This is a genomic window from Oceanobacillus sp. FSL W8-0428 (genome assembly GCF_038004405.1).
Lineage (GTDB): Bacteria > Bacillota > Bacilli > Bacillales > Amphibacillaceae > Oceanobacillus > Oceanobacillus sojae.
Genome location: NZ_JBBORB010000001.1, coordinates 4,559,643 through 4,583,136, shown reverse-complemented (window position 1 = coordinate 4,583,136; position 23,494 = coordinate 4,559,643). Strand labels below are relative to the sequence as shown.

The following is a 23,494-nucleotide window of genomic DNA, read 5'->3' as shown; positions in this document are numbered from 1 at the left end:
CTTTTATATTTATATAAAACGCTCTAAGAGAATACTTTGATTTTGGGCAATATATTTTATTAAACCAACTATTAAAACCCGATGCTCCCCTATCTGATAGGGGAGCATCGGGTTTTTGAAAATATTTATAAGAAGGTTCGTTGTACACGATTCCAGAATGTGTTGTTTTTCATTTTTACAGTTTTGATCACTGTTTCGTCCATTTCAATGTCAACATGGTGAATTCGCTGTACTGGCCATGCTTCATTATCCAGACTGATGATAGGATAATCGTTGCCGTCTTGAATGACCTCCAGTTGAAGCTTTCTATCCTGACTTAGAATAAAAGAAGAACCAAGTGTTCGATAGCTATTATTATTCAAAGAAGCTACCTCAGATACCTGAAAGCTTGAAAGTAACGGGTCGATAACTGCTCCACGTGCAGATTTGGAATAGCCTGTACTTCCTGTAGGAGTTGATACGACCATACCATCACCTCGAAATGTTTCGAAGTGCTCGCCGTCTATTTTGACATTGATAACGATAGTTTTAATAATACTGGAGCGCAAAGATACCTCATTCAGGCAATAAAATGCTTTTTCACCGTCAACACTCACTTTAATCGCCGGAAAACGCCGAACTTCAATTTTATTATTTGTTACTGCATCAATCATTTCGTCGAATCTGGTTATACTAAAATCACAGTATAATCCAATTTGCTCGTCGTCTGTAATACCTGTATAGATACAATCCTGGCGGAATCCAGTCTTGCGGACAGCCTGCAGGAAAGTACCATCTCCGCCAAAGCTGACAATAATAGACGCATCTTTAGGATTATTAACAACGTGTAAATCATTTTGTTCAGCAATCGATTTTAAGTAATCTGTTTTTTCGCCTTCCTGACGAGGGTGATAAAAAAAGAAAATATTATTACGATTTTGCATACGATAACCTCCAAACAAATTTTATGGTGCAGTAATCTTTTGTCAGGTTCCCGTTTTCGTGGTAGAGATGCATGCTGTCAGACAGGAACATATAAAACACGGTGTAAGCTCATGGATTAAATACAGATAGGCAAATCTTCAAAAATTATGATTTGCTTATTCTCATCATAACATTTTCTAAGTGTTATTTCTCTTTAGAAATATGTATGGATAGTGAATTGGTATAAGAAAAACAAACAATTGTGAAGTATTTTTTTAATTATTTTAGGAGAGTTGATTATGGATAGTTTATACATTTTGTTAATTTTTATTGCGGTTAGTATTTTGATCATCCTATTTCTTTTCCAAAGCAAATGGATTATTAAAGTCAACTATCAATTTCCGGAAATGAATGATGTGCATATTTCTGTCTTTTTTTATAACTGGTGTGTTCTTAAAGAGAAGAAGTTACGTATACCAAATCAAAATGAAATGGAAAAAGGATACATGCATTTTTATAAGCAATTGTCCCGAAAACAGCTTCATTTACTAAAACAACTGCGGTTTCGATCCTTATTAAAGGAAATAAAGGTGCTTGAATTCAAATGGCAGACCAAAGGAGGAACTGGTAATGCTTTTACCACATCTATAGCAAGCGGTGCAATCTGGGCGATAAAAGGCTGGCTGATTGGATATCTCACACAGCATCTTCAGCTTTGTGAAAAACCGCAAATTCATGTGCAGCCGGACTTTAAAAGCAGCAGTCTGGAGACTAGATTTTCATGTATGATTTCCTTCCGCTTAGGAAAAACTATTCTGGGAATCATGCGCGTCTTGAAAATAAAGGAGGTAAAATAATGACTGAACATCCGATAGAAGGTTTAATGTCCAGTGCAATGAAAAGTATACAAAAGATGGTAGAGGTAAATACGATTATCGGGGATCCTTTGAAAGCTTCCGATGATACAGTAATTATTCCGGTATCAAAGGTTGGATTTGGTTTTGCAGCCGGTGGAAGTGAATTCATGCCGGGAGAATTAAAGTCAAGTGATTTTGAAGAGCACGAAATTCCGTTTGGAGGAGGCAGCGGAGGCGGAGTTTCTATAACGCCGGTTGCTTTTTTAGTATTAAGAGAGGGAAATATGGAGCTGGTGCATATGGATCAGCATGCACATCTATATGAGAAAATAATTGATTTGATTCCAGAACTTCTGCAGCGCTCAAGTATGCCTAATAAAGAAAAAACGTTAGAAAAGAAAGTAGAGCAAAGACATCACAAAAAGGATGAAAAAGAACATAAAGAGCATAAAGATCATAAGGAACAAAATCAAGCTTCCGACCATGAACCTGAGAAAGAAAAAAAAGAGCTGGAGTCTATTCTTAACCGTTTTGAAATTTAGATAGCAGAATAATAGCTATGATTGGACAGTTAATAAAACAAGCCCCATAATAGTAAGTGAATCAGAATTGTAAAGATGGGGAGGAGAAATATAATGCCAAAACATGTTACATTTAAACAAGAAACCGTTACTTTACTCGGAGAAGAACAAAAAGCAGGGAATAAAGCTCCTGACTTTACGGTAATTGCAAATGACTTATCAGAGAAAACGCTTGCCGATTATGACGGGAAAGTTAAATTAATCAGCGTGGTCCCTTCTGTTGATACAGGAGTATGTGCTGAGCAGACGCGCCGTTTTAATGAAGAAGCTGCTAATCTTGATAATACAGTTGTTTTAACAATCAGTATGGATTTACCGTTTGCTCAAGCCCGCTGGTGTGGTGCAAATGGAATTGAAAACGTTGAAACATTATCTGATCACCGCTTAGCGGATTTTGGCAAAAATTACGGGGTGTTAATTGAAGAACTCCGTTTATTATCCAGATCAATTTTTGTAGTAGATGAAAATAATGAGATTACCTACGTAGAATACGTACCAGAGGTAACGAACCATCCAAATTACGATGCTGTATTGGAGCATTTAAAAACAAAATAATGAAAAAAAAGCATGATTCCGTCTGAGTCATGCTTTTTTTAAAATAAAATACATAAATAAGGCTAAGTTCACAGACTTAAAATGATAAGCAAAAGTGCGGATATAATATTAAACAAATTGTCAATTACCGGATCCTGTAATATAAAAATAAAGCTGTACTTTCCTGGTTTAAAAATGGTTATGTCTTGCGCAGCTCTTATCTAAGCAAATATTTTATTTGGAAATAATTAAATTCCTTTTACATCTGGTATGAGAATTGTTAAAATAGAAAGTTGTCAGCTTGGATAGGAGGACATACCATGGAGCAATCGAATGTCGAAAAATTATTTAAATGTATTGATGAAGTAACTGAAATTATTCAAAGCGCAAAAAATGAAACCTATCTGGAAAGTTTGATTTTATCGTTAGATACTATCTTGGACGATGGAACTCGGAATGAATTGGACGATGTTACGGAGCGCAAGGTTACAAAACTTGTTCAGGCTTTTAATGAAGAAGAGTTTGATGCAGAATCGTATCGAAAAGCATTGGGACTTTCCATTCTAAAAGGAATGAAGGGTGCAGCCCAACAGCAGCATTTAATGACACCTGATACGGTTAGTTTTTTAATCAGTTACTTAGTAAATAAATTGATTGATAAAAAGGGACAGATAACCATTTTTGACCCTGCCAGCGGAACAGCTAATCTGCTTACGGCTGTGTTAAATCAGATAAAAAATCCTGTGAAGGCATATGCTTCTGAAGTAGATCCGACTTTGATTGAATTAGCTGTATTAAATGCAAATTTGCAGAAAAGAGAAATCAGCTTCTATCATCAGGATAGCTTGAGACCTTTTCTGATAGAGCCGGTGGATTTTGTTGTTACAGATCTTCCGGTGGGATATTATCCGGATGATGTAACAGCAGAGGAGTATCAGTTAAAGGCAGATGAAGGTCATTCTTATTCACATCATTTATTTATAGAGCAAAGCTTAAAATATATAAAAGATGGCGGATTTTTTATTGGCGTGATTCCAGAATTTTTATTTGATAGTGATCAATCGGCAAAATTACATGCATTTCTACAGGAAACAGCACATATTGTCGGAGTCATCCGATTGCCGGAAACATCTTTTAAATCAAAAAATCAGGCGAAAAGTGTATTAATCCTGCAGAAAAAAGGGTATGGTACAAAAGAACCGAAGCAACCGTTACTTGTACAATTACCTTCTTTTAAGAATGCTCATGCAACGGCAGATATCATCAAACAGATTAATCAATGGTTTACATCTTATCCAAACAGGATTAAATGAAGAATATAGGAGTGGAATGAAAATGAGTAATGTATTAGCAATTAATGCTGGAAGTTCATCTTTGAAATTTCAGCTGATTAAAATGCCGGAAGAAGAAGTAGCTGCAATCGGTCTGGTAGAACGAATCGGGATGCCGGAATCGATTTTTAAAATTGAGGCGAACGGCAAAGAGGATAAGACGGTAACAGATATTCCAGACCACAGTGTCGCAGTAAAAATGCTATTAGATGCTTTGATTTCTACAGGAATTATTCAATCATTTGATGAAATTGATGCAGTTGGACATCGAGTTGTTCACGGAGGAGAGTATTTCACTGATTCTGTTTTATTAGATGACGAAGCAATTCAAAAAATTGAAGAAGTTTCTGAATTAGCGCCTTTGCATAACCCTGCCAACTTAACAGGAATTCGTGCTTTCAAAGAAATTCTGCCAAATGTTCCAATGGTAGCTGTGTTTGACACTGCCTTCCATCAGTCAATGCCGGAATCATCTTATCTTTACAGCCTGCCGAGAAATTATTATGAAGACTATGGCATCCGTAAATATGGTTTCCACGGGACTTCCCATAAATATGTTTCTGAACGGGCCGCAGAGCTTTTGGGCAGACCGTTAGAGAGCCTTCGCTTAATATCCTGCCATATCGGTAATGGCGCTAGTGTAACAGCAATTAAAGATGGTAAATCTATGGATACGTCTATGGGCTTTACACCGCTTGCAGGAGTTACAATGGGTACAAGATCCGGGAATATTGATCCGGCATTAATTCCTTATATTATGCAATGTACTGGTAAAACAGTAGATGAAGTACTTCATGTTTTAAATAAAGAAAGTGGAATGCTGGCACTTTCCGGGTTCTCCAGTGATTTACGTGATATCGAAAGTGAAGCAGATACAAACCCTCGTGCAGAACTGGCTTTAGATGTATTTGCTGGAAGAATCCATAAATATATAGGATCCTATGCTGCGAAGATGAATGGTGTAGATGCCATTATTTTTACTGCGGGTATTGGAGAAAATAGTATTACTATCCGTGAAAAAATTCTAAAAGGACTGGAATTCATGGGAATTTATTGGGATCCGAAGCTTAATGAGGTACGCGGAAAAGAACAGTTTATTAACTATCCGCACTCTCCGGTAAAAGTAATGATCATCCCGACGAATGAAGAGGTTATGATTGCGCGGGATACAGTTCGTTTAAGTAAATAATAAAAGGCAATTGCTATTGGGTTAAGCGGCTGTCACAGATCGTATGAAAGCCATTTTAGCAAGAGCAGGTATGAAAAAGCTGATCTTTTTCTGTGTAATGAAAAATTACATGGAAAGAGGTTAGCTTTTTTATTCCTCATCCCCCAAATTTATAGGGAGAAGGTGATTTTGTGTTATTATAACTATAATGTCTGTGAAAATATGTACTTTAGTCCCTTAATATGGATATTTTAAAGATAGAAAAGTGGTGACAGCATGACATTAAAAGCAGAACTGAAGGAAATAGACTATGATATAAATCTAAAGCAAAAAGATTTAAATGTTCTTATCGATAAAATGTTAGATAATATCGGATCTATTGATCCGGAGCTGAGAGATACATTGATTTTTAATACGTTTGGAAAATTGATTATGGAAGATTCTTTAACCGATAAACAAATGAAGCATATTCTTGAAGTTTGCTTAGATAAACTATTTTTGGGGATTGAAGAAAATGAAAGCAACCTCGTTTTTACACGCTCTTTTTCTGCTTTAGTTATCGGAATAATTCTACATAAAGATAGACAAAAAGTCTTCTTACAGGAAGCAATTATTATCAAGACAATTAAAAAGAGTATTGCGTATTTAAATCTTGAAAAAGATATTCGCGGTTATGTAGAAGGTAAGGGATGGGCACATAGTATTGCGCATGGAGCGGATTTATTAACAGAAGCAGTTAAACATCCCTGTTTTGATAGGAGGCTATCTTTTGAATGCCTTGAAACAATCAAACGATGTCTATTTAAAGAAAGTATAGCAAAAGCTCCTTACGTTGATGATGAGGAGGAAAGACTTCTTTTTGTATTAGAAGCACTTATTGATAAAGGTATCAAAGAGGAGGACATTGCTTGTCTGGTGTTAAATATTACTGGTGATCTGCAGGAGTTAAAAACAAGAGAAGGATATAGTTTAAACTTTTTTTGGAAAAAAACTAATGTTATAAACTTTTTGAGGGGATTTTATTTTCGGCTGCTGTATAAAAATACATATCCAAAGATAAGAAGCAATATTGCTGCTATTTTGGAGCAATGGCATGATGAAGTATATAACTTGAATAAGTGAAGAATTTCTAAGTAGAAACCGGACATTGAGATACAGTATTATTCTTGATTTTATGCATTTAGTTTCCATCCCTTGAGAGGAGTTTCCCAAAGGATGGAAGTTCAATAGATTAACGAATAACAAGTACGTCACAGCTGGCGTATCTTGTAATGCTTTCAGAAACACTTCCAATTAAGAAACGTTCAACAGCATTCATACCAGTTGCACCACAAATAATTAAATCGGCTTCAAAATTACCAGCTATTTCTTTTGCGATTTTTACTTTAGGAGATCCATATTCAATACAACGGATAATATCTGTTAATCCAGCTGCTTCAGCTTGCGCTACATAATCATCTAATAATTCTTTTGCATAAGTTTCCGCTCTTTCAGATAAAGAACGATCATACGCTTCAGCTGTTGAGAAAGTACGGGAATCCACTACATGAGCAAGGATTAATCGGGCAGTATTTCTTTTTGCGATATCGAGTGATTTACTAAATGCCTTTTCAGCTGCTTTAGATCCATCTACTGCGACAACAATATTTTTATATTCCATGATTCATCTCCCCTTTCTACTACTATTATATACCTGTTTTGAAAGCGTTACAAACGAATATCAGTAAATTACATAAAATTTCGGAAAAAAGACAAAAAATAAATGAATCAGTTTAATATCTGGTAAAGAGCTTGACAGCAGAAGCTATTAAGGCTTCCGGCTGTAGCAAGTTACTTAAACCCGATTTATATAGAACAGGGTTTTGAGGATTGTTAAACTGATTCATTTATTATTTTTTAAGAAATGATTTGTAATGTTTTCGGATATTTTGTCAGCTCTAATGGCATGTAATTAGTTGTGAACAGCATATCTTCAATTCTGACTCCACCCACGTTTGGCACATAAATTCCTGGCTCAATCGTAAAACACATTCCCGGTTCGATAGGCAATGTGTTTTCACTATGCATCGAAGGATATTCGTGTGTTTCGATTCCTAAACCATGTCCAAGGCGGTGTGTAAAATAATCACCATATCCCTGTTCTGTGATGTAATTTCTTGCAATTTTATCCAGCTCTCCGACTGCTGTGCCGGTTCTGCTTGCATCAATTGCTCTTTCTTGAGCTTCCAATACAGTATCGTATATTTGTTTTTGTTCATCAGTAATATTACCGAAGGCAACTGTCCGGGTAATATCGGAGCAATAGCCCTGATAGATAACGCCTAAGTCAAAGAGAACAAAATTATTTTTCTCCAATTGTGTTTTATCCGGGTTTCCGTGAGGGGATGCTGTTTTCGAACCAAATAATGCCATTGTTAGAAATGACATCTCGCGTATCCCTTGCTTTTTTAAAGTGTGCTCAATAGCAGCAACTACTTCTAGTTCAGAGACACCTTCTTTTAAAGCTTCCACCCCAGTTTTAACTCCTAAATCAGCTAATTCTGCAGCAGTTCTTAAATAATCATGTTCTTTTTTTGATTTGATTAGACGTAGATTTTGAATTGCCGGTGTTGCATCTATATACGCAGCTTCCGGAAAAACTTCTTGGAGCTGATTATAGCGTTGAATAGTCAGATGGTCTTTTTCCACTGCCATGACAGATGGATTTTTTTCTTGCTTTTTCAAAAAGACCTGCAAAGCGTGCCAAGGGTTTTCGTGATCATAATAACTTACAATTAAATGTTTCCATCCGGCATTTCTAGCATCCTCTTCCTCCATTTTTGGCAATAGGAAAATAGGATCTATTCCATCCATAACAATAATTCCAATAACTCTTTCATGCGGATCTGTGTAATACCCGCTTAAATAATATACATTTGCTTTTGAACTGATAAAACAGCTGTCCGCTTGCTGCTTTTTGAGTTCGGCAAATAATTTATTAATTCTTTCTGACATTATTTTTTCCTCCTAGTTTATTATTATAGCTGCGATTCCGCATGTATAAATAGCATCCTTTAAAAAATTATAGCAGATAGAAAGAAAAAATCCGATAAAAATGAAACTTTTTGCGAAATCAATCGTATTTCTTATTGTACACGAATCGTACATTACTATTACTTATTCCAAGAGGAGGATTTGTATGTTTCAATTTTTTAACAGAATGAAAACAATTGTCAGTTCAGAATTGAATGCAATGATTGATAAGGCGGAAGACCCGGTCAAAATGTTAGATCAATACTTGAGAGATATGGGCAAGGATATCGAAGACGTAGAAGCAGCTGTAGCAAAGCAAATGGCTAATGAAAAAATGCTGAAGCGGAAAGCAAATGATGCAAAAGCTATGGTAGAAAAGCGTCAGGAACAAGCTGAAAAAGCAGTCGAAGCAGATAATGAAGATTTAGCCAGAAAAGCATTAGAAGATAAAAGACATCAGGAAAAGTCGTATGAATCTTTGCAGGCTTCCTGGGAACGGGCTGATGAGGATGTAAGAATTCTTAAAGAAAAATTATCTGAAATGAAAAAAGAATATCAGGAAATGAAGCTGAAGAAAGACTCCTTAAAAGCACGTGCAGAATCTGCGAAAACAAGAACAAAAATGAATCGTACGATGTCTTCTATCGGCAGTGATCAGTCCCGCCAAGGATTTGAAAGAATGGAAGAAAAAGTACTTCAATACGAAGCAGAAGCCGAGACGTCAGAAGATTTAAATGAAAGCGCACGAACACTAGATGATGAATTTAAAGAGCTTGAAGACAATGGTGTAGATGATGAACTGGCTGCACTAAAAAAGAAACTCAATAAATAAATTTGTAAAAAAATGCATAGATTTAATTGATAACGGGAAAACACAGTACAAAATCTAATAATAATCCAACTATACCAAAGGAGAGATTTTGAGTGAAGGTATCTTTTCATGGACATTCAGTAGTAAAAGTAGACACAGGAAAGCACCGAATCATTATTGACCCGTTTATCAATGGGAATAAAGCATGCGATTTAGACCCAGGTACAGAAAAAGCAGATGTTATTCTGTTGACACATGGCCACAATGATCATGTTGGAGAAACAGTGGAGATTGCTAAGAATAATAATGCGCTGGTTGTGGCGACGGCAGAGCTTGCTGATTATTTTGCATCAAAAGGCCTGAATACACATCCAATGCACATCGGCGGGTCCCGTGAATTTGAGTTTGGTAAAGTGCAATTTACACAAGCCTTTCATGGATCATCCTATACAGAAGAGGACGGCACAGTTATTTATGGCGGCATGCCCGGTGGAATACTTCTTACAGTGAATGGAAAAACCATTTATCACTTGGGCGATACTGCGTTATTCACGGATTTAAAAATGTATGGTGAGCTAAATGATATTGATCTTGCCTTTATTCCAATCGGTGATAATTTTACAATGGGACCAAGTGATGCGCTTCTTGCAGCTGAGTGGGTGAATGCTAAGAAGGTTGTCCCCGTTCACTATAATACCTTTCCGCCAATTGAACAGGACCCGGAAGCCTGGGCATCTAAAGTAAAGGCCGGTAATGCGCATGTAATGCAAGTTGGAGAAACAATTGATTTAGAATAATATTCTAACCTGAAAAACCACAGAATCGCTATATTCTGTGGTTTTCTGGTGCATAGAAATAACCATTCCTCATACACTTATAATAAAGGGGGATGTAACTTTGAGAACAAATATTATTTTAAGGTTATTATTAGTTGGCTTTTTTCTCTATATTGCCTGGCCAATGATTCCGCAATCTACCAGCTCTTTAGAGTTCCTTTTTTGGGGATGCTGGTTGTTATTTGCATTTGTATTTATTGGTGCAAATCTAGCAACACTTTTAAAGATGTCTCGTCCGCCGGTTATGGAACAGGAAGGAATAAATAAGAAGAAACTGCGCAGCCATTGAGTTTATCCTGTATCAATTGTATAATAAAACTATTACGTTTTATATAGTACAGTTGAAAGAAGGTGATGGCAGATGGCGACCAAGCATGAACAAATATTACAGCATATTTTATCGTTGCAAGTAGGTAGCAAAATATCTGTCCGTCAAATTGCAAAAGATTTGAATGTTAGTGATGGGACTGCTTACCGCGCAATCAAAGAAGCGGAAAACCAAGGTATTGTCAGTACGATTGAGCGTGTAGGAACTATCAGGATTGAACAGAAAAAGAAAGATAATTTTGAAGAGCTGACCTTTGCCGAGATTGTAAATATTATTGATGGACAAGTACTCGGCGGCAGAGATGGGCTGCATAAAACCCTCAGCAAATTTGTCATTGGGGCGATGCAATTAAATGCTATGATGCGTTATACACAAGCAGATTCATTACTGATTGTCGGTAACCGCCATGAGGCACATAAGCTGGCTTTAGAAGCTGGGGCAGCAGTTCTGATTACAGGAGGATTTGATACTGACGATTCTATCAAACAGCTGGCGAATGAAAAACAATTACCTATTATTTCGACAAGTTATGATACTTTTACAGTTGCGGCAATGATTAACAGGGCGATTTATGATCAATTGATTAAGAAGGAAATTGTATTTGTAGGAGATATTTCAACGCCATTTGAATCTTCATATTATTTAACAACAAAACAGCAGGTGAAGGATTGGTATATTAATAATGAAGTGTCTTCACACATACGCTTTCCGGTGGTTGATGACCGTATGAAGGTAGTAGGAATGGTTTCTTCCCGTGACATTGTCGGAAAAGAACAGAGTACTTTTATTGATCGTATCATGAGCCGCAAGCCATTAGTTGTTCAGGAAAAAACATCCTTGGCATCTGTTGCACATATGATGGTTTGGGAAGGAATTGAACTTGTTCCTGTAGTGGATGGATCTCATGTGTTAAAAGGCGTTATTTCCAGACAAGATGTATTAAAGGCGATGCAGCAGATTCAGAGACAGCCACAGGTTGGAGAAACAATTGAAGATATTGTTTCTAATAATATGTCACAGAATCCAGATGAGGGCGGTTTGTTTGAAGCACGGGTTATACCGCAAATGACAAATCATTTAGGGACATTATCACATGGTGTCTTTACAGCTTTAATTACGGAAGCCTGTGATAAAATGATGAAAATCGAGAAGAAGGCAGAAATTTCGATTGAGAATATTACAGTTTACTTCAGCAAGCCGGTGCCAATTGATAGTATTTTGCATATTAAGCCGGTGCTTCTGGATGTCGGACGTTTGTATGCAAAAATAGATATAGAAGTACTGCAAGGACAGACTACTGTTGGCAGAGCATTGATTATGGCGCAGCTTATTAATCGGTAACTGAGGGAAATCTGTCTGTTGCCAGGCTATAAAAAAACAACTGGAATCATATTATTCCAGTTGTTTTTACGCTCAAGGCGGGAAAGTTTGGCTGAATCAGTTTCGTGAGAGAACAGAAGAATGTTTTTCTGCTTTTTAACAAGTACAGCTCACGTTTTTTCTTATTGTGGATGCAATCTTCTCCACTCTTTTTGATAGTGACGTGCTTCTTTAAAACCGCGGATAAATTGCATTAAACCTAAAATGAAGATAACTAGGCCGATAAACAGGCTAAGCTGTGTAAGGTAAAGCGTATATTGATTGATAGCAAAAGCCATCATAAACGCTCCCAGACAGGATTTCGATCTGCCATTGTAATATTTTTGGGTTAACGTGCTTTTCTCTTTCAGGATGGATACTTTATAATAGATATAAAAAACAACTGAAACGATAATTATTATTGGGAAGATAACCATTTAAATGCTCCTAATTACATATTCTAAATTCTATGTTTATTGTACCGTTTTTTAGATGTGAAAGAAAGTATAATATTTTTGCGGAAATTAATTCTTATGCGGGAATGACAGCAATCAACTGCGAGTGCCGAAAACTAAGGAGCTGGTGTATAAGCGCTCTTAGCTTGCAAATGTGTTCCGCGTTTCTGATTTATAATTAATTTTAGAGAACCAATTGAGATACCATATATAGGAAAGGAAGATAGTCATGGAAGTTACAAAAATTATTGAAGCGATTGAAAAAAGTCGGAAAATCATTATACACCGGCATGTGCGTCCTGATCCGGATGCAATTGGCTCACAGGTGGGTTTAAAAGCACTAATCAAAAACTCTTTCCCGGAAAAAGAAGTTTATGCTGTAGGTGAAGATGTTCAGTCCTTAACCTTTTTAGCGCAGATGGATCAAGTATCAGATGATGCGTACTATGGGAGTCTGGTAATTGTCTGTGATACAGCCAATCAGCCGAGGATTGATGATGAGCGTTATGATACAGGAAAACAATTAATAAAAATTGATCATCATCCGGTTACAGATTCTTATGGAGACATAGAATGGGTGTCCACAGATGCAAGTTCTACCTCCGAAATGATTGTTGAGCTTGCTTTAGAAGCACAGTCACGGGGCTGGGCACTGAATAATAATGCAGCCCGTTTATTATATGCAGGAATTGTTGGTGATACAGGAAGATTTAAATTTCCGAGCACAACTGTAAAAACCTTTCAATATGCCGGAGAACTGGTTCGTTATGATTTTGACAGATCAGGTCTTTATGATGAACTATATCAGGCAGAGGAAAAGGTACTGCGGTTAAGCGGCTATATTTTACAGCATTTTCAATTATCCGATAATGGACTATGCGTCATTAAGTTAACAGCAGATTTGCTGGAAAAATATGATGTCAGCGTAGAGGAATCCAATCAGCTGGTTCAGGTGGTATCAGATGTGAAAGGGATTAAAGCTTGGGTTTTTCTTATTGAAGAAGAAGATCAGATACGGGTGCGTATACGTTCAAAAGGAGTTATTATTAATGGAATAGCAGGTAAGTATAATGGTGGAGGACACCCATTAGCCTCTGGTGCAACAGTGTATTCATGGGAGGAAGGAAACGATTTAGTATCTGATTTAGAAAAAGTATGCAGAGAATACGTTTAAAGTGATTATAGATGCTGGAGCTTCAGGTTAATATTAGTTTCTGCTTTACTAGAAAATGCTAAGGGCGTTATGTTTCAAAATAGGAGCTGAAATAAAACATCTACTGAACTTTAACTAAAGAATTTCCGCTCTCGTGGAATATAAAGAGATTTTGTCATGGACTGGATAAACTCCCGCTTCAAATTTTGTCAGAAATTAAAGTGGGAGCAGCTCATGCAATAACATCCTTAGCAATCTGTTTAGGTATTCGATTAAACTGAAACGTTTCCAGTTGCGTAAATTATCTTACTGAAGCAGGTAAGACAGCTATTTTTAATTCTGATCCCAATGCAATAATTTGACTTACAGTGAACTGGTAGCTCATGCCGTCAAGAGTGAAAGCTTTATTTTCAATGGTAGAAATAAGCAGCTCATCTGAACGTGATATAAGCTCTACCTCCTGGCCGATGACATGATTGATTTCATCGCGGATTAAAGCGCGGAGCTGATCCTGCATTAATAAATCAATTTTCATAGAATCTGGATCTTCTATTTCAACCGTGATTTTTGAGATGGTAAGTGGTTGTCTGGATTGTTCACTCAAATCCTCTTTATCTTTCAGCAGTGTTTGATTTGTGTGCTCAAGGTCGGTTACTTCATTAGACAATTCAATATTTTCTTTTAACACTTCTTCATACATGGTACCGTACATATATGTGAAAACCATATAGGAAATAATAGTGCCAAAAAAGAAACCGACAAAAATCAGCTGCCAGTTTGTTTTTTTATGATATGGCGGGATATGCATTATGGGACCTCTCCTTGAGAAAACCATTGGATAATAATCAGGCCGACCTTTACGCCGCCCATAGCAGATAAAATTAATAGTATTTGTTTAATTAAATCCATTGGTGTTCCATCAAATAAACCTCTTTCAAAGTTGGCAATAGCATCAAAAGTTCCTCCGATAGCAGCAACAATTCCCCATATCCTTAAGCGTTCTGCGATTCGATTCATCGAAGTTAAAGCAGCGTCTCCTGTTGCAAAATCTCCGATGCTCCCGATAATAGAGCCTCCGATGATAACTCCTAACGCAATGAAAAAACAATGAATAAATGCAGCAAAAAACCTTTCCTCCATATTGACACTCCTCGCGCTATAGCTTGTCTTATAATTGGCAATCCTTATGATTGGAGGTGCTATATTCTATCCTATGAATGAAATAGGCGGGATATGAGCAAAACTAAATTTATAGGCACATATGTACTATCTTGTTATAATGGACATAGAAATGTGTGTTCAAAAAGTTCGAGGCAGCGCAGAATTATACTATTAGATGCAGGAACAGCTAAAAGTAAGCTAACGAACTTCTCAGGAAGCGGTGACTTCTATATTGCCTGCACAATGTGGGCGGTTTTAGGAGACACTCCTCGTCTCGACATGCGATTCATATTAGACTTTTTGAACATCCTCTAGAAAGAAGGCGGAGTAGAATGACGTACACACATATCTCAGTGAAAAGCGGCTATAGTTTAATGGAGAGCACCATTTCTATACAAAAGCTTGTTCAAAAAGCAAAAAATTTACATTATCAAAGCCTGTGTTTAACAGACGAGGCTGTTCTTTATGGTGCCATTTCATTCTATAAAGCTTGTATGGATCAAGGGATTAAACCAATTATCGGAATGACTGTTAATGTTCAAATAGAAGAAAATGAACCAGGAAATCCGTTTATTGTACTAGCCAAAAATAAGACAGGATATCAACAACTGCTGAAGTTAAGTACGTATTTACAAACAAATCATATTGATATATTAACTGCCAGCCAGCTTTCGAAATATACAGAAGGTGTCATTGGTGTTTTATCAGGAAAACATTTCCTTCAAGGCAGTAATCATTCTGCAGAAGCTGATACAGGTTTATTCTTTCAAGAGTTAAAAAAAGTAGAAGCATACTTTCAACCAGGTGATTTTTATGTCGGAATTGATTCTGATGCACATCAGCTCCAGGTTTGGAAGGAAGCAGGCTTCTCTTATACAGCTATGCAGGATGTTCTGTATTTAGAAGAACAGGATATATTAGCATATGATTGCTTGCAATCGATGCGCTTTGGAGAGAAGTGGGGTCCAAAACGGAAGGAACAGTTACCTGAAGGTCATCATTTTTCTTCTCCGGAAGAAATGAAACGATTATTCCACGCTTGGCCAGAGCTGCTCAATAAAACAGAAGAAATTGCCGATAAATGCTCAACATACTTAAATTTTGATGAACAGCATCTGCCATCCTTTCCAACCCCAGACCGGATATCTGCAGATACTTACTTGCGACAGTGCTGTGAAAGTGGGTTGGAGGATCGTTATACAAACATTACAGAGGTACATCGGAACCGGCTTGAGTACGAGCTGGACACAATTATAAACATGAATTACAGTGATTATTTCTTAATTGTTGCGGATTTTATTCAATTTGCGAAAGATAATCATATTATGGTCGGACCAGGAAGGGGTTCGTCAGCTGGATCCATTGTAGCTTACATTTTAGGGATTACAGAGGTAGATCCTTTAAAATATAATCTGTTATTTGAACGTTTTTTAAATCCGGAAAGACTTACCATGCCAGATATTGATGTGGACTTTTCTGATAGTCGGCGTGACGAAGTAATTGATTATGTAAGAGATAAATATGGAAGAGAGCATGTTGCGCAGATTATTACTTTTGGAACCTTTGCGACGCGTTCTATTCTTCGTGAACTGATGAAAACAATGGATGTTCATGATCAGGATGTCAGCTATATTTTACGAGAGCTGAAGGGAGCATCTTCTAAAAGTATCCAAAGACTGTTACAAGATTCAACAGAATTGGCAGCGTATGTGAAATCATCTGAAAAATTAAAGACTTTATTTTCAATAGCGATTAAATTAGAGGGGTTACCCAGAAATGTATCCACACATGCTGCAGGTGTAGTAATCAGCGAGAACCCTTTAGTGGCAGATGTTCCTTTAACAAGCGGCACAGGAGAAACGTATTTGACGCAATATGCAATGAATGAACTGGAAGCAGCAGGATTATTAAAGATGGACTTTTTGGGGCTTAGAAACCTTTCACTAATTGAAAGAGTAACAAATGGTGTAGCATATACTTTAAAAAAAGATGAGATATTAGCGGATATTCCAGAACAGGATGAAAAGACTTTTACTATGTTGCGAAGAGGAGAAACCAGCGGGGTCTTTCAATTAGAATCAGCAGGGATGCAAAATGTACTTAAAGAACTGCAGCCATCTTCATTTGAGGACATTGTAGCGGTAAATGCGCTTTACCGCCCAGGCCCAATGGATTTTATTCCTGTATATATCCGGCGGAAATATAAACAAGAGCCTGTAAGCTATCCGCACCCAGATCTGGAGCCGATTTTAAAATCAACGTACGGTGTTCTGATTTATCAGGAGCAGATTATGCAAATTGCTCACCGTATTGCCGGTTTCAGCCTTGGTGAGGCTGATATTTTAAGAAGAGCGGTAAGCAAAAAGAAGCAGGGTGTTATGCAGCAGCAAGAGGAGGCTTTTATCAAAGGGTGCATAAAGAATGGCTATTCTCACGCTGTGGCCGGAGAAATATTCAGCTGGATTGTCCGTTTTTCCAATTACGGTTTTCCGAGAAGTCATGCAGTAGCCTACAGTAAAATATCCTATCAGTTAAGCTTTCTGAAAGCACATTATCCAGCAGTGTTCTTCTCATGTCTGTTGACCGATGCCAAGAACCAGCCTGAAAAGTTGTCGGCTTATCAGGAGTCATTAAAAGAACTTGATATTAATATACTCCCTCCGCACATTAATAGAAGTTATCAGCAATTTACAGTTGAAAAAAAGATGATACGTGCTGGATTAGCCGCTATTAAGGGAATCAGTTATCAGGCATTAGTTCATATTTTAGAAATTCGGAAGGAAGCTTCTTTTACCAACTTTTTTGATTTTTGTATGCGGGTTGATATTAAAAAAGTAAATCGGGCGGCTATTCGAAATCTTGTTTTAGCCGGCGTGTTTGATGCATTTCACCACAACCGGGCAAGTCTGATTGCTTCCATTGAACCGGCTCTTGAACAGAAAGAGCTTTTTCAAGGGATGTACGAAGATGCTTCTTTATTTCAAGATGCATTGGAATATACAGATATAGAAGATTACTCAACGATACAGAAGCTCACTTTTGAAAAAGAATTAATGGGTATTTATATATCAAATCACCCGTTTGAAAGCTGCCGGGATGTTTTAAGGGCGAACGGAATTATTTCACTCAAACAGGCAGGCAAATTCACTGGTAAGAGAAAAGAAATTTATACGGCTGGTGTTGTGGAAGAGGTAAAAGTTATTCGAACAAAAAATAGGGAAAGAATGGCCTTTTTAACTGTATCAGATGAGGATAAAAAGTTGGATGCTGTGATTTTCCCCGATTTATTCCGTCAAATTTCCAACCAGCTGGAGGAAGAGCAGATGGTTTGGATGCGGGTTTCTGTGGAAGAGAGAAACCAAAAGCTTCAGCTTGTTATAAAAGAAATTGGAGCTTTAGATCTTTCAGAGATAGGTGTACCTGAAACAAAAAAATTATTTGTACGAATGACAAATCAGGATAAAAGCAATGTTCTACAGTATTTAAAGCAATTAGCTGATCAGCATCCGGGTAAAATACCAGTGATTGTTTATAATCCTGTAAACAAGGAAACCTACCGTCTTTCAAATGATTATGCTTTATATTTGACGGAAAAAGAAATGAGACAGCTGAAAAGTTATTTTGGAAATGAGAATGTGGTAGAAAGGTAGTACCTGCAGCCTGAATGTAAATTAAAGTGATAAATAAATTGAAATGTATTGATTGGAATGAATCCTAGGGGAGTTACTTTTGCTGAAGTGACTCTCCTGGTTTTTAGTTATCATAAGAGTCGTGAAGCACTGTCGGCAGCAGAGTGTTTTTGGCAATATATCAGCTAATATTCAAATGATAGAAAAGATAGTAATTTTATATGCAGAGTTACTTTACACAGGTTCATCATCTGTTATAATAAAAGGGATTTAAAAGGGCTTGGCCCAAATTGTAAGCGTAATAATTATACATATTACTTACAGTATTCAAAGGAGCGGAATTCGATGGCAAACCTACGAGACGAAGCGTTACATTTACACAAACAAAAGCAGGGGAAATTAGAAATAAAATCAAAGGTTCCCATGAAAAACAAAGAGGACTTAAGTCTAGCGTATTCCCCTGGTGTTGCAGAACCTTGCAAAGAAATTTATGAACGGAAAGAAACTGTCTATGACTATACGATGAAGGGAAATATGGTTGCTGTAGTAAGTGATGGATCTGCTGTATTAGGCCTCGGTAATATCGGTGCAGAAGCTTCTTTACCTGTTATGGAAGGAAAAGCGGTATTATTTAAAGGCTTTGCAGGAGTAGATGCTTTTCCGATTTGTCTGGATACACAAGATGTAGACAAAATTGTAGAAACAGTGAAATTAATGGAACCAACCTTTGGCGGAGTCAACCTGGAAGATATTGCAGCACCAAACTGTTTTATTATAGAAGACCGCTTAAAAAGTGAAACAAATATCCCTATCTTTCATGATGACCAGCACGGTACAGCAATTGTAACTGTTGCAGGATTAATGAATGCTTTAAAATTGGTAGATAAGGATTTCTCAAATATAAAAGTTGTGGCTAACGGGGCGGGTGCAGCAGGTATTGCAATCATTCGGCTGTTAAAGAGCCTGGGCGTTCATGACATGATTATGTGTGATTCCAGAGGAGCAATTTACGAAGGGCGTCCTAATGGGATGAACCGGGTGAAAGAACTTGTTGCAAAATATACCAATGCACGGAAGATAGAAGGAAGCCTGGAAGATGTTTTAGAGGGTGCAGACGTATTTATCGGTGTTTCAGTAGGCGGAGCATTAACAAAAGAAATGGTAAAGAAGATGAATGATGATGCAATTATCTTTGCTATGGCAAACCCTGATCCGGAAATTTTACCAGATGATGCAAAAGAAGCAGGGGCAAGGGTTATTGGAACCGGCCGGTCTGATTTTGCAAATCAGGTAAATAATGTACTTGCTTTTCCAGGGATTTTCAGGGGTGCGTTGGATGTCAGAGCAACACGGATTAATGAAGAAATGAAAATTGCTGCTGCAGAAGGAATCGCTTCTTTGATCTCAGAAGATGAGTTGAATGAGGATTATGTTATTCCTTCTCCTTTTGATGATAGAGTTGCCCCGCTTGTGGCCAAGCACGTAGCTGAAGCGGCAATGAAATCCGGTGTGGCCCGTGTCCAAGTAGACCCTGAGGAAGTAGCAGAGAAGACAAGAAATCTGACAAAAGAAATCAATAAATAATCTGTTCTGATAATTAGCCCCGGAAACATTTTTAGTAAAAGTGTTTTTGGGGATATTTTGTTTTAGGACAAATTTCTGGTTCTATGTCAAATGTGGTGGTGGAATATCATTCCTCCACCTCTTTATTTATAAGCTTGCTTTAAGACAAGCTTTACCTCTTGTTGCCATAGAATTTTCTTTCTCATTCGATCAAACTGTTTAATCCCATAAGATAATCTTTTTAATACTTTAATCGTATTATTAACGCCTTCTATGTAGCCATTATTAAAGGGATACATAAAAGAATGCAGAATTTCTTGTTGCCATCTTTTAAATGTACGTGCGACACGATGAAATCCCTCTAACGCGGATGCATTCAACTTCTCCAGGCACGCTTCTAATCCAGCAGTTGCGTTGTGCGCATCACTTTCCTTAAACCACGTATCCAATTCATGCTTTAAACCATAAGCTTCCTTTAAGCGGGGATCTATCCTTAATAATTGCTCGACTTTCTTCTTCTGATCATCTGAACAGGTTGTCCATGATTTCCACAGAAGTTTTTTGGAACGTTTCATTCGAATTCGATCTTTCTTGGGCAGCTCCTTTTGAACTTCACGGCGGACCTCATCTAGAGCCCAATAGGCCTGACGCATAAAGTGAAAACGGTCAGCGATAATCAGAGGATTTCCCAGTGCTTTTCGAATTGCTTGTTTAAACGCTTGAGATAAATCCATTACTACCATTTCTACTTTACCTGTATCACAGGACTTTAAGTACGCTTCAATGGTTTCCACTTTTCGATTTGGCAAGATATCGATAATTCTTCGGTTCTCCACATCGACCACATTCAATTGAAACCTCTCTCCATCCGCGTCACCTTTAAACTCATCGATCGCAATGACTCGCGGCAACACTTTGCTGGTAGTTAACTCCTTCTGATCAAACCACCGTAAGACACGATTCACTGTTACTCCGGTTACTAGCGCCGCTGTACGAAAGGAACTCACCGCTGCATGCATCATCGCTGTCGTTTGCACACTCGCCATACAACGTTGATACCGATGAATCATTTGTAGACGCTCATAAAATGTGTGATGACACGACGTGCAAATATAACGTCGTTTTCGCAGGGAAAGATGAACTTCCTTGGTTGTAAACGCTGGTCCTTGAATGCTTTGCCAACGATAGCCATGTATCCGCTTGGTTCTTTTACGGCAAAAAGGACATTTCTGCATACGCTGTTTCGTGAATAATTCTGCAATAAAATAACTTTCTTCTTCTCTGATATCCCACACATCTACATGCGTATCTTTAATTCCTAACAACTCTGTGATAAAATGATGATGCACTCTTTTCCTCTCCCATTCCTTTTGTCTCGACAACTCAAGGTTACCAGAGAGAGGAAATAGAGTGTATTTTTTTGTCTCCGTTCCATCTGGCGATGGAACGGAGGGCACCACCACATTCAGTATAGAGCCAAATTTCTTCAAAAGAATACTGCTCTCATAGTACATGTTCAAAAGTTCTGGAAATAAGATGCCCGACAAATGATTATAGATGTGTTAATAATAGACTGATACCCTGCAGCTTATTATTTCATTTTTTTTTGAATATCCTCTTCATACGCATTTATTTTATTTTTAAATCTTAAGTTAATTCCAGTGGGAGAAGGCGTTTTAGCCGTTCGTTAAACAGCATAATTTACCTTACATTTGAGAAAAAATTATGTTTAATAAGAAAAACGTGATTGCACGACTTGGCATCAGGTGGTAATCTATTTGTTGGGATTCTAAAACTAAAAATACTTTCATTTTATGGAATAACTATTATAACTCGGCAAAATAGTTTACAATAGTAAAATAGGAAACAGCTCTTATTGAAAGCTCTATTTGAATACTAGATAATATACACAGCCTGTTTATATATGCTCAGATAATCTAGTAGTAGAAAAAGGGGGGATAAACTTGCCACTTAAAGATTTTTTCGGCAAGCGTAAGAAGTATGCATCAATCCCGAGCGAGAAGGCGAAAGTTGATGTTCCAGAGGGTTTAATGCAGAAATGTGATAATTGTAAACAAATCTATTATCGAAAAGAAATAGTTAAATCTTTATATGTTTGTCCCAACTGCGGATATCATCATCCGATGACAGCATGGACAAGAATTGAAAACTTATTCGATGAAGGGACATTTGAAGAATGGGATGCTAGTTTAACATCTGCAAATCCATTAAATTTCCCTGATTACGAGGAGAAGATTAAGAAAGACCGTGAGAAAACAGGCTTGAACGAAGCTATTATTACTGGCACAGGGGCGATTGAAGGTAAACAGACCGCATTTGCAGTTATGGATTCACATTTTCGTATGGGGAGTATGGGCTCCGCAATCGGAGAAAAAATAACCAGAGCAATTGAGGAAGCCAGAGAAGAATCTATCCCGTTTATTATATTTACAGCATCCGGCGGTGCCCGTATGCAGGAGGGGCTCTTAAGTTTAATGCAAATGGCGAAAACATCATTTGCTGTTAAGCGGTTCAGAGACAGCGGAAATTTAATGATTTCTGTTATGACCCATCCAACCACCGGCGGTGTATCCGCAAGTTTTGCATCTATTGGAGACTATAATTTTGCCGAACCGGGGGCACTAATAGGTTTTGCTGGTCGAAGAATTATCGAGCAGACTATTCGTGAAAAATTACCAAACGATTTTCAGACAGCTGAATTTCAATTAGAGCATGGGCAGATAGATAAGGTTATTCACCGTCATGACATGAAAAAAACGCTTGGAAAAATTCTTTCCATGCATGCAGATGGGAGGTAATCATAAGTGGCGCCAATAATGGAATTTGAAAAACCCATTGTAAATTTAAAAGAAAAGATTAAAGAACTAAAAGCATTCACAGAAAACAGTGAAATTGATTTGAAGGATGAAATTAGAACACTGGAAGAGCGCTTAGCGAAGCTGGAAGAAGATATCTATGGCAATTTAAAGCCCTGGAACCGGGTGCAGATGGCAAGACATCCAGATCGTCCTACTACATTAGATTATGTAGAAAGACTGTTTGAAGATTTTATTGAGTTTCATGGTGATCGTTTATTTGGTGAAGATGAAGCAATTGTTTCCGGTATTGCTTATTATAAAAATCAACCGGTAACTATAATTGGTCATCAACGTGGAAAAGATACGAAAGAAAATATTAAACGTAATTTTGGAATGCCGCATCCTGAAGGTTATAGAAAAGCATTGCGTCATATGAAGCAGGCTGAAAAATTCAACCGTCCAATTATCACTTTCATTGATACAAAAGGGGCATATCCAGGCAAAGCAGCCGAAGAAAGAGGACAAAGCGAAGCCATCGCCAAAAACTTAATGGAAATGGCTGGTTTAACCGTCCCTATTGTGTGTGTTGTAATTGGTGAAGGCGGTAGCGGTGGTGCATTAGGAATCGGTGTAGGAAATCATGTTCACATGCTGGAAAATTCTACATATTCCGTAATATCTCCAGAAGGAGCTGCCGCAATACTGTGGAAGGATGCAGGAGAAGCGCAGCGGGCCGCTGAATCGATGCAGATTACAGCTCCAGATTTGAAAAAATTGGGCGTCATTGATGAAGTGATACCAGAACCAAAAGGTGGAGCACATCGGGATATTGACGAACAAGCTGTATTTATCGATCAAGTACTTGAAAAGTCATTAAAAGAGTTAAAAGAATTGTCATCTGAGGATATTGTAGAAGAAAGATGGCAAAAATATAAAAAGATAGGTTCATTTCAAACGGTGTAAGTATCGTTTATAAAGGCTGAGAATGAATATC

General features: G+C 37.5%; 22 protein-coding genes. 15 read left to right on the top strand and 7 right to left on the bottom strand.

From position 1 onward, the window contains the following. Positions 1 to 125: 125 nt before the first annotated feature. The gene (locus tag MKY30_RS22090) at positions 126 to 923 is read right to left on the bottom strand and encodes an NAD kinase (RefSeq protein WP_341085392.1); all 798 of its coding nucleotides are present in this window, start codon (positions 921 to 923) and stop codon (positions 126 to 128) included. A gap of 279 nt (positions 924 to 1,202) precedes the next feature. Between MKY30_RS22090 and MKY30_RS22085 the strand changes: the two genes are divergently transcribed. The 6 genes from MKY30_RS22085 to MKY30_RS22060 all read left to right on the top strand — a co-directional run bounded on the left by MKY30_RS22085 (position 1,203) and on the right by MKY30_RS22060 (position 6,496). Continuing rightward, positions 1,203 to 1,760: a DUF2953 domain-containing protein gene (locus MKY30_RS22085; protein WP_341085390.1), complete on the top strand. Its 558-nt coding sequence runs from the start codon at positions 1,203 to 1,205 to the stop codon at positions 1,758 to 1,760. Then, complete coding sequence (ytfJ, locus tag MKY30_RS22080; RefSeq protein ID WP_156986006.1) at positions 1,760 to 2,302, top strand: GerW family sporulation protein; 543 nt, start codon at positions 1,760 to 1,762, stop codon at positions 2,300 to 2,302. The genes MKY30_RS22085 and ytfJ overlap by 1 nt, the downstream gene beginning before the upstream one ends. Positions 2,303 to 2,395: 93 nt before the next feature. Then, complete coding sequence (tpx, locus tag MKY30_RS22075) at positions 2,396 to 2,896, top strand: thiol peroxidase (protein WP_147211018.1); 501 nt, start codon at positions 2,396 to 2,398, stop codon at positions 2,894 to 2,896. 299 nt (positions 2,897 to 3,195) lie between these two features. After that, the gene (locus MKY30_RS22070; protein ID WP_339282449.1) at positions 3,196 to 4,188 is read left to right on the top strand and encodes a class I SAM-dependent methyltransferase; all 993 of its coding nucleotides are present in this window, start codon (positions 3,196 to 3,198) and stop codon (positions 4,186 to 4,188) included. Positions 4,189 to 4,210: 22 nt separating this feature from the next. Continuing rightward, complete coding sequence (locus MKY30_RS22065) at positions 4,211 to 5,395, top strand: acetate/propionate family kinase (protein WP_156986008.1); 1,185 nt, start codon at positions 4,211 to 4,213, stop codon at positions 5,393 to 5,395. Positions 5,396 to 5,650: 255 nt separating this feature from the next. After that, on the top strand, positions 5,651 to 6,496 hold the full coding sequence (locus tag MKY30_RS22060) for a DUF2785 domain-containing protein (RefSeq protein WP_156986009.1): 846 nt from the start codon (positions 5,651 to 5,653) through the stop codon (positions 6,494 to 6,496). 109 nt (positions 6,497 to 6,605) lie between these two features. On the opposite strand, the gene MKY30_RS22055 is transcribed toward MKY30_RS22060, so the two are convergent. Both MKY30_RS22055 and MKY30_RS22050 read right to left on the bottom strand, forming a co-directional pair. Next, complete coding sequence (locus MKY30_RS22055) at positions 6,606 to 7,034, bottom strand: universal stress protein (protein WP_147211022.1); 429 nt, start codon at positions 7,032 to 7,034, stop codon at positions 6,606 to 6,608. Positions 7,035 to 7,270: 236 nt separating this feature from the next. Then, the gene (locus MKY30_RS22050) at positions 7,271 to 8,368 is read right to left on the bottom strand and encodes a M24 family metallopeptidase (RefSeq protein WP_147211023.1); all 1,098 of its coding nucleotides are present in this window, start codon (positions 8,366 to 8,368) and stop codon (positions 7,271 to 7,273) included. A gap of 184 nt (positions 8,369 to 8,552) precedes the next feature. Here MKY30_RS22050 and MKY30_RS22045 point away from each other — a divergent pair, with 184 nt between their 5' ends. The 4 genes from MKY30_RS22045 to MKY30_RS22030 all read left to right on the top strand — a co-directional run bounded on the left by MKY30_RS22045 (position 8,553) and on the right by MKY30_RS22030 (position 11,702). Then, complete coding sequence (locus MKY30_RS22045; protein ID WP_341085386.1) at positions 8,553 to 9,218, top strand: PspA/IM30 family protein; 666 nt, start codon at positions 8,553 to 8,555, stop codon at positions 9,216 to 9,218. A 92-nt stretch (positions 9,219 to 9,310) separates the two neighbouring features. Then, on the top strand, positions 9,311 to 9,994 hold the full coding sequence (locus MKY30_RS22040) for a metal-dependent hydrolase (protein ID WP_339282445.1): 684 nt from the start codon (positions 9,311 to 9,313) through the stop codon (positions 9,992 to 9,994). A 100-nt stretch (positions 9,995 to 10,094) separates the two neighbouring features. Further along, positions 10,095 to 10,322 carry a hypothetical protein gene (locus MKY30_RS22035; protein ID WP_147211026.1) on the top strand — a complete coding sequence of 76 codons (228 nt, stop codon included), beginning with the start codon at positions 10,095 to 10,097 and terminating at the stop codon, positions 10,320 to 10,322. A gap of 72 nt (positions 10,323 to 10,394) precedes the next feature. Next, a complete protein-coding gene (locus tag MKY30_RS22030; RefSeq protein ID WP_341085383.1) occupies positions 10,395 to 11,702 on the top strand; it encodes a DRTGG domain-containing protein in 1,308 nt (435 codons plus the stop codon). Between the two features lie 161 nt (positions 11,703 to 11,863). Here the strand turns inward: MKY30_RS22030 and MKY30_RS22025 are convergent, their stop codons facing one another. Further along, positions 11,864 to 12,157: a YtpI family protein gene (locus tag MKY30_RS22025; protein WP_147211028.1), complete on the bottom strand. Its 294-nt coding sequence runs from the start codon at positions 12,155 to 12,157 to the stop codon at positions 11,864 to 11,866. Positions 12,158 to 12,404: 247 nt separating this feature from the next. Between MKY30_RS22025 and MKY30_RS22020 the strand changes: the two genes are divergently transcribed. Further along, on the top strand, positions 12,405 to 13,349 hold the full coding sequence (locus tag MKY30_RS22020) for a DHH family phosphoesterase (protein WP_339282444.1): 945 nt from the start codon (positions 12,405 to 12,407) through the stop codon (positions 13,347 to 13,349). A 280-nt stretch (positions 13,350 to 13,629) separates the two neighbouring features. Here MKY30_RS22020 and ytrI read toward each other — a convergent pair whose 3' ends face one another. Both ytrI and MKY30_RS22010 read right to left on the bottom strand, forming a co-directional pair. Next, positions 13,630 to 14,136 (bottom strand): sporulation membrane protein YtrI, encoded by a 507-nt coding sequence (gene ytrI / locus MKY30_RS22015; protein WP_147211030.1) that lies wholly within the window; start codon positions 14,134 to 14,136, stop codon positions 13,630 to 13,632. Next, the gene (locus MKY30_RS22010) at positions 14,136 to 14,468 is read right to left on the bottom strand and encodes a YtrH family sporulation protein (protein ID WP_147211031.1); all 333 of its coding nucleotides are present in this window, start codon (positions 14,466 to 14,468) and stop codon (positions 14,136 to 14,138) included. The genes ytrI and MKY30_RS22010 overlap by 1 nt, the downstream gene beginning before the upstream one ends. A 353-nt stretch (positions 14,469 to 14,821) precedes the next feature. Here MKY30_RS22010 and dnaE point away from each other — a divergent pair, with 353 nt between their 5' ends. Then, positions 14,822 to 18,139, top strand: coding sequence for a DNA polymerase III subunit alpha (gene dnaE / locus MKY30_RS22005; protein ID WP_341085381.1), 3,318 nt, complete (start codon positions 14,822 to 14,824; stop codon positions 18,137 to 18,139). A 324-nt stretch (positions 18,140 to 18,463) separates the two neighbouring features. Continuing rightward, positions 18,464 to 19,702, top strand: coding sequence for a malic enzyme-like NAD(P)-binding protein (locus MKY30_RS22000; protein WP_156986012.1), 1,239 nt, complete (start codon positions 18,464 to 18,466; stop codon positions 19,700 to 19,702). Positions 19,703 to 19,824: 122 nt separating this feature from the next. Here MKY30_RS22000 and MKY30_RS21995 read toward each other — a convergent pair whose 3' ends face one another. Beyond that, positions 19,825 to 21,030, bottom strand: a complete 1,206-nt coding sequence (locus tag MKY30_RS21995) for an ISL3 family transposase (protein ID WP_339233414.1) — start codon at positions 21,028 to 21,030, stop codon at positions 19,825 to 19,827. A 615-nt stretch (positions 21,031 to 21,645) separates the two neighbouring features. On the opposite strand from MKY30_RS21995, the gene accD reads away from it, so the two are divergent. Both accD and accA read left to right on the top strand, forming a co-directional pair. Beyond that, complete coding sequence (accD, locus tag MKY30_RS21990) at positions 21,646 to 22,500, top strand: acetyl-CoA carboxylase, carboxyltransferase subunit beta (protein ID WP_341085379.1); 855 nt, start codon at positions 21,646 to 21,648, stop codon at positions 22,498 to 22,500. 6 nt (positions 22,501 to 22,506) lie between these two features. Further along, complete coding sequence (accA, locus tag MKY30_RS21985) at positions 22,507 to 23,463, top strand: acetyl-CoA carboxylase carboxyl transferase subunit alpha (protein ID WP_147211035.1); 957 nt, start codon at positions 22,507 to 22,509, stop codon at positions 23,461 to 23,463. Positions 23,464 to 23,494: the final 31 nt, after the last annotated feature.

Coding starts and splice junctions, on each gene's coding strand:
- MKY30_RS22090 (WP_341085392.1), bottom strand. CDS start 923: ATGCAAAATCGTAATAATATTTTCTTTTTTTATCACCCTCGTCAGGAA.
- MKY30_RS22085 (WP_341085390.1), top strand. CDS start 1,203: ATGGATAGTTTATACATTTTGTTAATTTTTATTGCGGTTAGTATTTTG.
- ytfJ (WP_156986006.1), top strand. CDS start 1,760: ATGACTGAACATCCGATAGAAGGTTTAATGTCCAGTGCAATGAAAAGT.
- tpx (WP_147211018.1), top strand. CDS start 2,396: ATGCCAAAACATGTTACATTTAAACAAGAAACCGTTACTTTACTCGGA.
- MKY30_RS22070 (WP_339282449.1), top strand. CDS start 3,196: ATGGAGCAATCGAATGTCGAAAAATTATTTAAATGTATTGATGAAGTA.
- MKY30_RS22065 (WP_156986008.1), top strand. CDS start 4,211: ATGAGTAATGTATTAGCAATTAATGCTGGAAGTTCATCTTTGAAATTT.
- MKY30_RS22060 (WP_156986009.1), top strand. CDS start 5,651: ATGACATTAAAAGCAGAACTGAAGGAAATAGACTATGATATAAATCTA.
- MKY30_RS22055 (WP_147211022.1), bottom strand. CDS start 7,034: ATGGAATATAAAAATATTGTTGTCGCAGTAGATGGATCTAAAGCAGCT.
- MKY30_RS22050 (WP_147211023.1), bottom strand. CDS start 8,368: ATGTCAGAAAGAATTAATAAATTATTTGCCGAACTCAAAAAGCAGCAA.
- MKY30_RS22045 (WP_341085386.1), top strand. CDS start 8,553: ATGTTTCAATTTTTTAACAGAATGAAAACAATTGTCAGTTCAGAATTG.
- MKY30_RS22030 (WP_341085383.1), top strand. CDS start 10,395: ATGGCGACCAAGCATGAACAAATATTACAGCATATTTTATCGTTGCAA.
- MKY30_RS22025 (WP_147211028.1), bottom strand. CDS start 12,157: ATGGTTATCTTCCCAATAATAATTATCGTTTCAGTTGTTTTTTATATC.
- MKY30_RS22020 (WP_339282444.1), top strand. CDS start 12,405: ATGGAAGTTACAAAAATTATTGAAGCGATTGAAAAAAGTCGGAAAATC.
- ytrI (WP_147211030.1), bottom strand. CDS start 14,136: ATGCATATCCCGCCATATCATAAAAAAACAAACTGGCAGCTGATTTTT.
- MKY30_RS22010 (WP_147211031.1), bottom strand. CDS start 14,468: ATGGAGGAAAGGTTTTTTGCTGCATTTATTCATTGTTTTTTCATTGCG.
- dnaE (WP_341085381.1), top strand. CDS start 14,822: ATGACGTACACACATATCTCAGTGAAAAGCGGCTATAGTTTAATGGAG.
- MKY30_RS22000 (WP_156986012.1), top strand. CDS start 18,464: ATGGCAAACCTACGAGACGAAGCGTTACATTTACACAAACAAAAGCAG.